The 12,338-nt window shown below is 65.2% G+C and carries 14 protein-coding genes; 6 read left to right on the top strand and 8 right to left on the bottom strand.

Annotated features, from left to right (window positions below; genetic code table 11):
* Positions 1-126 precede the first annotated feature (126 nt).
* Complete coding sequence (locus CXY71_RS12515; RefSeq protein WP_104135925.1) at positions 127-1,311, bottom strand: acyl-CoA dehydrogenase family protein; 1,185 nt, start codon at positions 1,309-1,311, stop codon at positions 127-129.
* A 35-nt stretch (positions 1,312-1,346) separates the two neighbouring features.
* Positions 1,347-2,507 (bottom strand): CaiB/BaiF CoA-transferase family protein, encoded by a 1,161-nt coding sequence (locus CXY71_RS12510; protein ID WP_104135924.1) that lies wholly within the window; start codon positions 2,505-2,507, stop codon positions 1,347-1,349.
* Positions 2,508-2,749: 242 nt separating this feature from the next.
* Between CXY71_RS12510 and putP the strand changes: the two genes are divergently transcribed.
* Complete coding sequence (putP, locus tag CXY71_RS12505) at positions 2,750-4,252, top strand: sodium/proline symporter PutP (protein WP_104135923.1); 1,503 nt, start codon at positions 2,750-2,752, stop codon at positions 4,250-4,252.
* Positions 4,253-4,328: 76 nt separating this feature from the next.
* Here putP and CXY71_RS22085 read toward each other — a convergent pair whose 3' ends face one another.
* Together CXY71_RS22085 and CXY71_RS12495 are read right to left on the bottom strand one after the other, a co-directional pair.
* Positions 4,329-4,484 carry a hypothetical protein gene (locus tag CXY71_RS22085; RefSeq protein ID WP_233204614.1) on the bottom strand — a complete coding sequence of 52 codons (156 nt, stop codon included), beginning with the start codon at positions 4,482-4,484 and terminating at the stop codon, positions 4,329-4,331.
* 144 nt (positions 4,485-4,628) lie between these two features.
* Positions 4,629-5,465, bottom strand: coding sequence for an exodeoxyribonuclease III (locus CXY71_RS12495; protein WP_104135921.1), 837 nt, complete (start codon positions 5,463-5,465; stop codon positions 4,629-4,631).
* A 125-nt stretch (positions 5,466-5,590) separates the two neighbouring features.
* Between CXY71_RS12495 and CXY71_RS12490 the strand changes: the two genes are divergently transcribed.
* Together CXY71_RS12490 and cofE are read left to right on the top strand one after the other, a co-directional pair.
* Positions 5,591-6,592 carry a TIGR03557 family F420-dependent LLM class oxidoreductase gene (locus tag CXY71_RS12490; RefSeq protein WP_104135920.1) on the top strand — a complete coding sequence of 334 codons (1,002 nt, stop codon included), beginning with the start codon at positions 5,591-5,593 and terminating at the stop codon, positions 6,590-6,592.
* A 48-nt stretch (positions 6,593-6,640) separates the two neighbouring features.
* On the top strand, positions 6,641-7,438 hold the full coding sequence (cofE, locus tag CXY71_RS12485) for a coenzyme F420-0:L-glutamate ligase (protein ID WP_104135937.1): 798 nt from the start codon (positions 6,641-6,643) through the stop codon (positions 7,436-7,438).
* Between the two features lie 232 nt (positions 7,439-7,670).
* Here cofE and CXY71_RS12480 read toward each other — a convergent pair whose 3' ends face one another.
* Entirely contained in the window at positions 7,671-8,072 is a 402-nt protein-coding gene (locus CXY71_RS12480; protein ID WP_146071835.1) for a nuclear transport factor 2 family protein, read from the bottom strand.
* 132 nt (positions 8,073-8,204) lie between these two features.
* Between CXY71_RS12480 and CXY71_RS12475 the strand changes: the two genes are divergently transcribed.
* The 3 genes from CXY71_RS12475 to cofC are packed head-to-tail and all read left to right on the top strand — an operon-like array spanning position 8,205 to position 9,530.
* On the top strand, positions 8,205-8,441 hold the full coding sequence (locus CXY71_RS12475) for an AbrB/MazE/SpoVT family DNA-binding domain-containing protein (protein ID WP_104135918.1): 237 nt from the start codon (positions 8,205-8,207) through the stop codon (positions 8,439-8,441).
* Positions 8,438-8,854, top strand: a complete 417-nt coding sequence (locus CXY71_RS12470; RefSeq protein WP_104135917.1) for a type II toxin-antitoxin system VapC family toxin — start codon at positions 8,438-8,440, stop codon at positions 8,852-8,854. The genes CXY71_RS12475 and CXY71_RS12470 overlap by 4 nt, the downstream gene beginning before the upstream one ends.
* A 19-nt stretch (positions 8,855-8,873) precedes the next feature.
* Entirely contained in the window at positions 8,874-9,530 is a 657-nt protein-coding gene (gene cofC / locus CXY71_RS12465) for a 2-phospho-L-lactate guanylyltransferase (protein WP_158253082.1), read from the top strand.
* A 3-nt stretch (positions 9,531-9,533) separates the two neighbouring features.
* Here cofC and cofD read toward each other — a convergent pair whose 3' ends face one another.
* Genes cofD through CXY71_RS12450 form a run of 3 tightly spaced genes read right to left on the bottom strand, consistent with a single transcriptional unit; the run spans position 9,534 to position 12,315 of the window.
* A complete protein-coding gene (gene cofD, locus CXY71_RS12460) occupies positions 9,534-10,523 on the bottom strand; it encodes a 2-phospho-L-lactate transferase (RefSeq protein ID WP_104135915.1) in 990 nt (329 codons plus the stop codon).
* On the bottom strand, positions 10,520-11,308 hold the full coding sequence (locus tag CXY71_RS12455; protein ID WP_233198507.1) for an ABC transporter ATP-binding protein: 789 nt from the start codon (positions 11,306-11,308) through the stop codon (positions 10,520-10,522). The genes cofD and CXY71_RS12455 overlap by 4 nt, the downstream gene beginning before the upstream one ends.
* Complete coding sequence (locus CXY71_RS12450) at positions 11,299-12,315, bottom strand: putative F420-0 ABC transporter permease subunit (protein ID WP_104135935.1); 1,017 nt, start codon at positions 12,313-12,315, stop codon at positions 11,299-11,301. The genes CXY71_RS12455 and CXY71_RS12450 overlap by 10 nt, the downstream gene beginning before the upstream one ends.
* Positions 12,316-12,338 lie beyond the last annotated feature (23 nt).

Genomic DNA, 12,338 nt, shown 5'->3' with positions numbered 1-12,338 from the left:
CGCTCTGGCGATGCTCAGCCTCGGCGGACATAAACACGTGCTCCCCGGCCGGGTTTAACCCACGGTTGCGTCAGGAGAGCCGAGAATACTGGCGTTATGCATCGCCCAAGCTCAGCAGTTGAGGCCCTAGCGGAAGGCGGCGATGCCGGTGATGTGCTGGCCGAGAATGAGGGTGTGTACCTCGTCGGTGCCCTCGTAGGTGCGCACGCTCTCGAGGTTGTTGGCGTGGCGCATCGGGGAATAGTCCAGGGTGATGCCGTTGCCGCCGAGCATGGCGCGGGCCTCCCGGCAAATGGCAATGGCCTCGCGGCAGTTGTTGAGCTTGCCGACCGAGATCTGGTGCGGTGCGAGCGTCCCGGCGTCCTTGAGCCGGCCGAGCTGCAGTGCGAGCAGGGTTCCCTTGTTGATTTCGAGGGCCATGTTGACAAGTTTCTGCTGGGTCAGTTGGTAGCCGGCGAGCGGCTTGCCGAACTGCATCCGCTCCTGCGAGAAGGCCAGCGCAGTGAGGTAGCTGTCGCGGGCCGCACCCATGACGCCCCAGACGATGCCGTAGCGGGCCTCGTTCAGGCACTCGAACGGGCCGCGCAGACCGCGGGCCTTGGGCAGCATCGCCGAGTCGGGCAGGCGCAGCTCGGTCAGTTCAATCTCGCACTGAATCGAGGCCCGCATCGAGAGCTTTTGCTCGATCGGCGTGGCGACGAATCCGGGGGTGTCGGTGGGCACGACGAAGCCGCGGATCCCATCATCCGTCATGGCCCAGATGATGGCGACCTGCGCGACCGAGGCCAAGCCAATCCAGCGCTTGGTGCCATTCAGAACCCAGTCGGTGCCGTCGCGGCGCGCGAAAGTGGTCATGCCGGCCGGGTCGGAGCCAGCGGTCGGTTCGGTCAGCCCGAAGCAACCGATCACCGAACCGGCGGCCATGCGCGGCAGCCACTCGTTTTTCTGCTCCTCGGAGCCGTGCTTGTGGATCGCGCTCATCGCGAGCGAGCCCTGCACGCTCACGAAGGTGCGCAGCCCAGAGTCGCCGGCCTCGAGTTCGAGCGCGGCGAGGCCGTATTCGACCGAGCTGCGCCCGGGGCAGCCGTAGCCCGTGAGGTGCATGCCGAGCAGGCCGAGCCTGGCCAGCTGGGGAATGATCTCGAATGGAAAGATCGCATTTTCGTACCAGAGCGCGATGTTGGGCTTGATGGTCATGTTGACGAAGGCGCGCACCTTGCCCCGCAGGGCGATCTCGGTCTCGGACAGCAGGGAATCGATGCCAACGAGGTCGGCGGCGTCGGTCAGATCGGTTTCATTGAGGGTAGTCATGAGTCGCCTTCTTTCAGTAGAGCGGATGCTTATGGTCAGAAAAAGGTCGCCCCATTGTGTTCCCCGAGTAGTGGCGGTGGGCGCCGGTATTGTGCGGGGGTGGCGGAGAGGCTGATCGGATTGGCAATCTGCTGGCTCACCCGCGACCGGTCCGAATCGGTCACCGGCACGACCGGGACCAAGCCGAGTTCAGTGGCCAGTTCGAGCGCCTCGGCGATCGAGTTCACCTTGCCGGCCGGCACACGCACGGTCGCCAGCAGCGTGGTCCATTCTGTGGCCGGACGGGTGGCGAGGCGCGCTTCGAGAAGCTCCTTGAGCGCAGCGCGATGCGCGAGGCGGTCGGCGTTGCAAACGAACCGTTGGTCGACTGCCAGCTCGGGGTGGTCGAGCACCTGCACGAGCGCCCTGAACTGCTTATCGGTGCCGACCGCGATCGCGATCGGATCGTCCAGAGTTCGAAACGTTTCATAGGGCGCGATGCTCGGGTGGGCGTTGCCAAGGCGTTTGGGGGCGACCCCGGTGGCGAGGGTACTCGAGGCCTGGTTGACCAGCCCAGCCAGCAGCGAGGAGAGCAGATTCACTTCGACGCGCTGACCCAGACCGGTCTGCTCGCGCGCGCGTAGTGCGGCGAGAATGCCGACGACTGCGTTCTGCCCGGTCAGTACATCGACGAGGGCGACCCCGACCTTGCTCGGTTCTTCGGCGGCCGAGCCGGTCACGCTCATCAGCCCGCCGACCGCCTGCACGAGCAGGTCGTAGCCGGGTAGGGCGGCGCCGCCAGCGCGGCCGAATCCGGTGATCGAGCAGTAGACGAGCTCGGGGCGCTCCGCGGTCAAACTGGCGTAATCGAGGCCGTACTGTTCCATGACGCCCGGACGGAAGTTTTCGATCACGACGTCGGCACTCAGCGCGAGGGTACGCGCTTCGGCCAGGGCGTTCTCGGCGCGCAAATCGCAGACCACAGAGCGCTTATTGCGGTTGACGCTCGCGAAATAGCTGCCCATGCCGTTCGGGTCGACCGGGGGCACCCAGGCGCGAGTGTCATCGCCGAGCGGATGCTCGATCTTGATCACGTCGGCGCCGAAATCGGCCAGCATCATCGATGCAAAAGGCCCGGCGAGCACGCGAGAAAAATCCGCAACACGAATGCCGTCCAACGGCCCAATCGCAGGTGCCGAACCATCGTTTCCACTCATTCGGATACTGTATCCAATTTGAGATGGGACGGGAAGGGGTGGGCGCCTCCTGCGGTCATTGTGGGCCCGCTCAGCCCGACCTCGGACAGGGGGTAAGCCCTCCGTTATCAAACGGTTACGGGGGCGAATAGGCGGTTAAAGATGGCGCAATGCCCATATTTCTGCGAGACTAGAGCTTTGAGCTTGCTCGCACCTCGAGTAATCACGTCCAGTACGTCGGGCATCCCAACAAAGGAATCCCATTGACGGATCAAACATTTCAACTCATCGCAATCGTTTTATATCTCGCAGGCATGGTCGTCATCGGCTACTTTGCCTTTCGTCAGACCAAAGACCTTGACGACTATATGCTCGCCGGTCGCGGACTCAAACCGGGCACAGCGGCCCTGAGTGCGGGTGCTTCGGACATGTCCGGCTGGCTGTTGCTGGGCCTCCCCGGAGCCATCTACGTGTCCGGTCTCGTTGAGGCCTGGATCGCCATCGGTCTTACCATCGGTGCCTGGCTGAACTGGAAATACGTGGCCCCGCGGCTGCGCTCCTACACCTTCGTGTCAAAGAACTCGATCACCATCCCGAGCTTCTTCGAAAACCGGCTGAAAGACTCGTCGCGGCTATTGCGCGTGGTCTCCGGCCTCATTATTTTGGTGTTCTTCACCTTCTACGTCTCCTCCGGCATGGTGGCCGGTGGCGTGTTCTTCGAGGAGTCCTTCGGCTCCACCTTCCTCACCGGCATGTTGATCGTGGGCGGCATCACCCTGCTCTACACGCTGTTCGGTGGCTTTCTCGGTGCCACCCTCACCGACGTTGCCCAGGGCATCCTCATGCTCATCGCGCTGATCGCCGTTCCCCTCGTAGCACTGAACGCCACTGGCGGAGTCGTTGCGACCCTCGACTCCATCCGCGAAGTCAATCCCGACCTGCTGTCCATCACCGCCGGCGGATCCGTGCTCGGTGTCATCTCGGCCGCTGCCTGGGGCCTCGGTTATGTTGGCCAGCCGCACATTATCGTGCGTTTCATGGCCATGCGCACCCCGCAGGACGCTAAGGCCGGTCGTCGCATTGGCATCGGCTGGATGGTCGCCACCGCCCTGGGTGCTGTTGCGACCGCCCTGATCGGTATCGCGTACTTTCAGCAGAACCCAGACCTGGATCTCGCAAACCCAGAGACGGTGTTCCTGATCCTCTCGCAAACCCTGTTCCACCCCTTCATTGCAGGCCTCGTGTTGGCCGCTGTGCTCGCCGCAATTATGAGCACCATTTCCTCGCAGCTGATCGTGTCATCCTCGGCGTTAGTTGAGGACCTCTACAAGATCGTCGGCAAGAAGGCTTCGCCGAAGCAGCTGGTCATGCTCGGCCGTAGCGGCGTGCTGCTCGTGGCCGTCATCGCCGCACTGATCGCGCTGCAGCAGAACTCGACCATTCTCGACCTGGTCGGCTTCGCCTGGGCCGGCTTCGGTGCCGCCTTCGGACCAGTGGTCATCCTCTCGCTGTACTGGAAGAAGCTGTCCACCTGGGGGGCGCTAGCCTCCATGATCACCGGTGCTGTCGTCGTGTTCGTCTGGGGCAACTCGGCCCTGGGCGACATCCTGTATGAGATCGTGCCGGGCTTTGCGGCCAGCCTGATCGTGGCCGTCGTGGTCTCCCTGGCTACGTTCAAGCCGAACGCCGAAATCGACGCCGAATTCGACCTTGCTGCGGAACAAGCGCACCCGAAGTACCAGGCTCCCAACAAGGTTTCGGTCTAACCAGCCTCAGACCGCGCGCTGCAACGGCATCCGCCGCTGGCCTCACGGTCGGCTGCCGGTGCCGTTGGTGTTGATATCAGCCCACAGGCGCCACGACGAGCAGATCATCGATGGTGCAGATCATCGAAGCGTTGGTCGGGAACACGGTGGCGTCCGGCGGTTTTGCCGGGCTGACCGAGCGCGTTGTGCTGGCGACGGTGCCGTCCGGGTCTGACGACGCTGTCGCATCCACGCTACAGGTCAAGCTGGGACAGACGGCGGTGAAGGAGGCTGCCGGGGGCTGGTTTTCCTGCGGACCCCCAGCAGGCTAGACCCAGCAGGCTAGACCCAGCAGGTGGGTGGGACAACCCCTCGGTGCGGCAGAACAGCGCAGGGCTTAGAAGATCATCGGGCGGTCGTCGTCATCGCCGCCCAGGTCGAGGTCGACGAGCACTGGAACGTGGTCACTCGGGGCGTCGCCCTTGCGCTCGTTGCGGTGGATGCTGGCATCCGTTACCAGATCGGCGAAGGCGGGCGAGCCGAGAATGAAGTCGATGCGCATACCCTCGTTGCGCGGAAATCGCAGCTGTTTGTAGTCCCAGAAGGTGAACCCTTCCGGCACGATCGGCCGCACGACATCGGTCAAGCCGGCCTGCTCGAAGGCGTCGAACGCCGCGCGCTCAAGCGCCGAAATGTGAGTAGAAACGCCGAGTACGAAGCTCGGGTCACCCATATCTTCGTCGCGCGGCGCGACGTTCCAGTCGCCCATCATGGCCAGCGCGAGCGCCGGATGCTGGCTAAGTTCCGCGGCCGCGTGGGTCTCGAGGGCCCTCAGCCAGGCCAGCTTGTAGTCGTAGTGCGGGTCGCCGAGCGCGCGCCCGTTCGGCACGTACAAGCTCCACAGGCGCAGGTCGTTCACGGTCACGCCGAGCGCGCGCGCCTCGAGCGGCTGGTCTGGACCGACCGCACCCTTCAGGAAGCCGGGCATATTCGGAAAATTGGTGACGACATCGGTCATCGGCTCGCGGCTGGCAAACGCAACGCCATTCCACTGGCTCAGACCGTGGATGGCGAGGTCGTAGCCTGCGTCCTCGAACACCTGCGAGGGAAACTGCTCGGGCTTGCACTTGATCTCCTGCATGGCCAGAACGTCGATATCCTCGCGTTCCATCCAGTCGACGATTCGTCCGGAGCGGGCACGAACGGAGTTGACGTTCCAGGTGGCGATGCGCATGCCACCAGCCTATAAGCCGCGAAGCGGATGCTGCTGCTCGTGGTATCGAATGCGGCCCGAGCCGTGTTGCGATTGAATGGGTACGCAGTTGATAGGTACAGTCACCAATGCGCAGGAAGGTCACAATGACGGAGTTGCAGATTGGCTATGCGGCCATGTTGGAGCAGTTCGCACCGGCCGAGGCGGTCGCTCTTTCGGCCTACGCCGAGGAGCACGGCTTCACCGGCGTGATGGCGGCCGACCACTTTCAACCGTGGGTTCCGGCCCAGGGCCAGTCGAGTTTCGTCTGGAGCGTGCTTGCCTCGATCGCCGAGCGCACCACGGGTGACTTCGGCCCCGGCGTGACCGCGCCGACCTTTCGCTGGCACCCGGCCATGGTCGCCCAGGCCTCCGCAACGCTTGCTTCGATGTATCCCGGCCGGCACTGGCTGGGCCTGGGTTCGGGTGAAGCCCTGAACGAGCACATCGTCGGCGGCTACTGGCCCGAAGCTCCCGAACGCATCAACCGCATGTTCGAGGCCATCGAAATCATCTCGAAGCTGTTCACCGGCTCGATCGCCGGTAAGGACGTCAAGCATTCCGGCCAGTTCTTCAAGCTCGAGTCAACCCGGTTATGGACCATGCCCGAGATCGCTCCGGAGATTCTGGTTGCCACCGCCGGACCGGTCACCGCTAAGCGCGCCGGTCGCCTGGCCGATGGCCTCATCACGGTCGGCGCTCCGCTGGAGAAGATCTCAATGCTGTTCGGCAAGTTCGATGACGGTGCCCGCGAGGCCGGCAAGGACCCTTCGGCGATGCCCAAGGTGCTGCAGCTGCACATGAGCTGGGCCGAAACCGACGAAGAGGCCATGACCAACGCGCTGCACGAGTGGCCGAACGGTGGCATGAAGTTTCCGAAGGGGGACATTCGTTCACCGTTCGAGTTCGAGCAGATGGCCAAGCTGGTGCGCCCCGAAGATTTCGAGGGCCGCATGATCATCTCGGCCGACCCCGACGAACACCGCAAGTACATTCAGAAGTTCGTCGACCTCGGCTTCGATCGCATCTACCTGCACAACGTGGGCCGCAATCAGAAGCAGTGGATCGACGTCTTCGGTGCATCCGTTCTGCCGAAGCTCGTTCGGTAGATGACGTACGATTCCCGGCCCGACGCCGCGGCCGCTGAAGTGGGCGCTATGGAGCTATTCGGCCTCAAGGTGTTCACCCTTGGTGGTTTTGGCGAGATTCAGGCTGGCGACGACCTCGCCGACCTGATCGCCGAGGCCGCACAGTCGCGCCTGATAGACGGCGATATTCTGGTCGTGACCAGCAAAATCGTCTCCAAAGCCGAAGGACGTTTCGCCCGCGCCGCTGATCGGGAACAAGCGATCACCGACGAGACCGTGCGCATCGTGGCGTCGCGGGCGTACCCCGGCGGCCTCACCCGCATCGTCGAGAACCGGCAGGGCCTGGTCATGGCGGCGGCCGGCGTCGACACCAGCAATGCGCCCGACGGGGTGGTGCTGTTGCTGCCGGTTGATCCGGATAAGTCGGCGCGTGCCATCTGCGCGGCCCTGCGCGAACGCACCGGACTGCGGCTCGGCGTGCTCGTGACCGACACCGCCGGACGCCCGTGGCGGGAAGGCCAGACCGACATTGCCATTGGTGCGGCCGGGCTCGCGGTACTCGATGACCTGCGCGGCACAACGGATGCCTCCGGTCGCCGCCTCGACGTCACCGTCGCGGCGGTCGCCGACGAGATCGCCGGCGCCGCCGACCTGGTCCAAGGCAAGACCAGCGGCAACCCGGTCGCTGTGATCCGCGGTCTCGGTCGACTGGTCGGAGAAATGGATGTCGCCGGTGCGCGGGCGCTGCAACGGCCGAGCGACACCGACATGTTTCGACTCGGCACGGCTGAGGCCCGCGCCGAAGGGTACGCGGAGGGTTTCGCGGCCGGGCGCGCCGCCGGCGGTGCGACGGGTTCGGCCAGCTGAGCTTCGCGGGGCGGGCCGGGCAGTGCGCGGCCGTTTCCTGCAGGCGCTGTCGTGACCGGCTCGCGCGCCTGGCTTGTCAGCCGCGCGAGCAACAGCGAGGTGCTGGCGCAGCACATGGCAGCGCGACCCGTGCCGTCCGCCAGCCGGAGCCGGGCGTGTCTGCAGCAATTGGTCCCGCCATCCACTCTGCTGGAAACCGGACCTGCCGGACGCGCCTCGCAGGCGAAGAATCCTAGATCGAGATGGTGAGGTTCTGGATCAGGCCGGTCTCGGGCTCGAGTTCGAAGCGGTAGCTCAGGTCGACGCTGCGGCCCGGAAAGTTGCCCTCGATGCGATTGATGACGGTCGTCGCTGACTCGTCTGTCTCGGTACCCAGCAGCGTCGTCGTGTACTCAAACTCCGCGGCGCTGCCCGCCAGCCAGGCCGCGATGGCCGCTTCGCCGGTGTACGTCTTGCCGTCATCCACGACGACAGCGTTTTCGACGAAGGTCTGGCGGGCTGACGCTGGCTTGGCGCTGACGCTGCGCTCAAGGTAGGTGACAACCGCCATGGGGAGCGCCCGAGCCTGTGCGGTGGGTGACTGTGTGGTGGGTGACTGTGCGGTAAGTGACTGTGCGGTGAGTGACGCTGACATGGGACCTCCTGGGCCGTTCCAACGAACGTAGTCGGGTCGATGGATGTATCTACTCGACCCTTGAGGCTACCGCGCCGGGTGGTCCCTGGAGCGTGCTCGCCAGAGAGGGAAAGCGCTGGTAACGTAATCCCTATGGAAGTAACTCTCGATGCCGTCGGCCGGCTCATGGTCCCCAAGGCCCTGCGCGATGCACTGGGACTCCACCCCGGATCAACCGTGGATATTTCTCAATACGGTAGTGGCCTGCAGGTTCTGCCAGCGGGACGGACAGCCCGACTCGTCGACGAAGCCGGGGTGCTGGTGGCTGCGTCCTCGACTCCCATCGACGATGACATCGTCTTTGGCCTGATCGACGCCGGACGCCGTTGAAGACGCTCGTCGCACTCGATACCAGCGTCGCGATTCCCCTGCTCGTAACGAGCCACCGGGCGCACCGAGCGGTTGTCGACTGGTGGCAGGGACGTGAGGTGGCGCTTGCCGGGCACGCGCTGGCTGAGACCTATTCGGTGCTCACGCGGTTGCCCGGTGACGCACGGCTTGACCCCGAATCGGCGTCCCGACTCTTGGCGACGCGGTTTGTGACACCGGTCCTGATGTCCGCTGAAACGGCACGTCGGTTGCCGACAGTCCTCGCAGACCTGGGTCTTGCCGGTGGTGCTGTCTACGATGCATTAGTGGCCCTCGCGGCACAGGAGAATGACTGTGTTCTCGCCACCCGAGATGCTCGTGCCAAAGCGACCTATGATGCCATTGGCGTTCGGCTTGAAGTCGTTGGCCGCTAACTCGTTGGCCGCTAACTCAGTGGCCGCTAACTCGTTGGCCGCCGGCTGGGTCGTCGTGGTGCCGGTCAAAGGAAGCTCGGGCGCCAAGAGCCGGCTCGGGAACATGCCGGAGCGGGCGGCGCTCGCCGACACGATCGCTCTCGACACGGTGACGGCGCTACTCGCAGCATCCGCCGTGGACCGCGTGTTCGTGGTGACCGGCAGCGGGCGCCTCGGTATTCGCCTCGCTGCCCTCGGGGCGGTGATCGTGCCGGAAACGGTGGCCAACACCACGGGGCACGACCGGCTAAACGCCGCGATCGAGCAGGGCATCGCCGCGGCCCGGCTCGTTTGCCCGGATGCGAACCTAGCCGTGATGACCGGGGACCTGCCTGCCCTGCGATTGGCCGATGTCGACACCGTGTTCGGGCTCGCCGCGGCACATCTGCGCTCGATGGTGCCGGACGCCGAAGGCATTGGCACGACGACTCTGTTGGCCCGAGCGGGCGTCATGTTGGTGCCCCGGTTCGGCCTGGACTCCCGCGCCGCGCACGAGAAGGCCGGCCACGTGGTGCTCGATCTACCGTCGCGCTCATCGATTCGGCGCGACGTGGATACCGCCGCCGACCTCGACGTGGCACGCGCGCTCGGGCTCGGGCCGAACACGAGCGTGCTGCTCCATAGTGTTCAGCACTGAAGTTTAGTTAGCGGCAACCAGACGCAGCGCGGCGCCGGCCAGCGCGGTCGTGGTGGGCAGGTCGGTCATCCACAGTGGCACCGCAGCTGAGCGGATGCCGGCCGCCGCCAGCGCGGGCAGCGCCGTGGCATCCGTTTCATCGATCAGCCAGCCATCGAGTATCCCGCCGGAATGCCGCGACCCATAGTGCAAACCCACGCCCACAGCGGTCGTCTCCACTCCAATTGTCGACAGACACGCGTCGGCCATCCCACGCACCGCCACGCCGCCGATGATCGGGGACACCCCGACCACTTGGGCGGCCGTGGAGCGCAGGGCGTCGCGCACGCCAGGCACCGCCAGAATCGTGCCGACCGACACAACCGGATTCGACGGCGGAAGCACAACGAAGTCGGCCGTGTTGATGGCTTTGAGTACACCCGGAGCGGCGACCGCGTCGGTGAGTCCGCGCTGGATGAATCCGCTCACGGCTACCCGAGCGCGGTACCGAACCCACCATTCCTCAAAGTGAATATAATCGCCACTAGCATGTTCGTCAATATTCTCCGCGAGGCATACGTGGGTTTCGACCGGCTGATCGCTCATCGGCAACAGCCGCACCCCCGGCTGCCAGCGGCGGCAGAGAAACTCGGTCGCCTCCGACAGGGTAGAGCCATTTCGCAGCAGATCGGTTCGTACGATGTGCGTGGCGAGGTCGAGGTCCCCGAGTGTAAACCACGACCAGCCGCGACCATAGGCGGCGATCTCGGCTGAGGTCCGGCGGGTTTCAGCGGGTCGGCCCCAGCCCTGCTCCTCGTTGATACCACCGCCCAGCGTGTACATGATTGTGTCGAGGTCGGGGCAGATCCGCAGCCCGTCGAGCCACAGGTCGTCGCCGGTGTTCACGATCACAGTGACCGCCGTATCGGGTGCTGCAACGGCGAGGTGCGCCAGCAGCCCCCGGGTGAAGCGGGCGCCTCCGACCCCTCCGGCCAGGACAGTGACATTTCTCATATGTTTCCCTTCGATGTGGGGGCCGAGTAGACGATAACCGGATGCCCTCCGCGTGGATGCGCCAGAATGAAACAGTCCACCCCATAGACGGCTCCGATAATTTCGGGGGTCAGCACCTCGGCGGGCGTGCCAGCGGCGACCAGTCGACCCGCGTCGAGCAGCAGAATGTGGTCACAGTACGCGGCGGCGAGGTTGAGGTCGTGCAGCGCCATGATCGCCGTCAATTGCAGGTCGCGCACCTGAGCAAGCAGCGACAGCTGGGCGCTTACATCGAGGTGGTTGGTTGGTTCGTCGAGTAGCAACAGGCTCGGTTGCTGCGCCATCGCCCGGGCAATTTGCACGCGCTGCTGCTGCCCGCCACTGAGGGTCTGCCAGGATCGGTCGGTGAGTGATGCCGCGCCGACCGAGGCGAGGGCTCTCAGGGCGACAGCGCGGTCATCCCCGGCGGCGAACGAGCCGAGCAGTCGGCTGCGATGCGGAATACGCCCGAGCAGCACTACCTCGAGCACGGTGAGTTCCACACTCGGCGACGCGTTCTGTTCGAGCAGGGCGATGCGGCGGGCCGCTTCGCGGCGCGGTAGGGATCCAACCGTGACGCCGTCGAGGTCGACGGTGCCTCCAGCCGCTTGTTCGATGCCAGCCACGAGGCGCAGCAGCGTGGATTTTCCGGCACCGTTCGGCCCGAGCAGCCCGGTCACGCTGCCGGTGGGCATCGACGCGGAGATGTCGCGCAAAATCATGCTGCCGTCGATGCCGAACGACAGACCGTTCAGGTCTACGCCCACAAATGCGATTTCTTTCTCTTGATCAGCAAAATAAACACCGGCACGCCGATGAAGGCTGTGATGATGCCGACCGGAAGCTCGCGCGGATCGAACACCGTGCGAGCGAGCGTGTCGGCGATGACCAAAAACAGCGCGCCGCAGACGGCGACGAGCGGCAGCAGCCGGCGATGGCCCGGCCCGCTGATGCCGCGTACGAGGTGCGGCAGAATGAGTCCGACGAACCCGATCGATCCACTGACGGCCACCATGGCTCCGGTCAACAGCGCGACCGCACCGAGCAGCGCCCAGCGGGTGCGGTTGACATTGATACCGAGGCTCGCCGCCGAGGTATCACCGAAGGCGAATGCGTCAAGCCGGGTCGCCGACAAAAGGATGCCGGTGCCGACGACCGCCACGGCCGTCGCCGCGATCGCGACGCTCTCCCAGGTGGCGCCGGCCACCGAGCCGAGCAGCCAGTTGAGAATCTCCCGGTAGGAGTCGCCCTTGGCCGCCCAGAAAATGATGAACGAGGTCAGGGCGCCGGCGAGTTGGGCGATGGCCAGCCCGGCGAGCACAGCCCGCACCGGGGTGATTGTTCCGCCGACCTTGGCGATGCTGAGCGTCGCCACGAGGGCCAGCAATGCCCCGGCAAACGCTGCAACCGGCAGGGCGAAGCCGATGCTGAGAATGACCACGCAGACCGCGCCGACGGATGCCCCGCTCGAGAGTCCGAGCAGGTACGGGTCGGCGAGGGGGTTACGCGTCACGCTCTGCATCACCGCGCCGCTGATGGCGAGGCCGGCGCCGACCAGCGCGGCCGTGAGTACCCGTGGCAGTCGCAGTTGCCAGACGATCGAGTCGACCAGCAAAGGCACCGGCTCGGTCGCGAGGCCGAGGTGCGCGCCGATACTGCCGGCCACCTGCGCCAGGCTGACTGCGGCTGGCCCGATGGTCACCGCTACCCCGCACACGACGACGAGGGCAACCGCCGCGGCCACGAGCCAGGCGAGGTACCTGCTCCGGGTCACGAACCCCACCGAACGGGACGCGA

The sequence above is a fragment of the Cryobacterium sp. Y62 genome, assembly GCF_002929785.1.
Classification (GTDB): domain Bacteria; phylum Actinomycetota; class Actinomycetes; order Actinomycetales; family Microbacteriaceae; genus Cryobacterium.
This window is presented reverse-complemented; position numbering and strand designations above follow the sequence as displayed.

Excerpts from the sequence above, each read along its gene's own strand:
- CXY71_RS12515 (WP_104135925.1), bottom strand. The coding sequence starts at position 1,311 with ATGACTACCCTCAATGAAACCGATCTGACCGACGCCGCCGACCTCGTT.
- CXY71_RS12510 (WP_104135924.1), bottom strand. The coding sequence starts at position 2,507 with ATGAGTGGAAACGATGGTTCGGCACCTGCGATTGGGCCGTTGGACGGC.
- CXY71_RS12495 (WP_104135921.1), bottom strand. The coding sequence starts at position 5,465 with ATGCGCATCGCCACCTGGAACGTCAACTCCGTTCGTGCCCGCTCCGGA.
- CXY71_RS12490 (WP_104135920.1), top strand. The coding sequence starts at position 5,591 with ATGACGGAGTTGCAGATTGGCTATGCGGCCATGTTGGAGCAGTTCGCA.
- cofE (WP_104135937.1), top strand. The coding sequence starts at position 6,641 with ATGGAGCTATTCGGCCTCAAGGTGTTCACCCTTGGTGGTTTTGGCGAG.
- CXY71_RS12480 (WP_146071835.1), bottom strand. The coding sequence starts at position 8,072 with ATGTCAGCGTCACTCACCGCACAGTCACTTACCGCACAGTCACCCACC.
- CXY71_RS12475 (WP_104135918.1), top strand. The coding sequence starts at position 8,205 with ATGGAAGTAACTCTCGATGCCGTCGGCCGGCTCATGGTCCCCAAGGCC.
- cofD (WP_104135915.1), bottom strand. The coding sequence starts at position 10,523 with ATGAGAAATGTCACTGTCCTGGCCGGAGGGGTCGGAGGCGCCCGCTTC.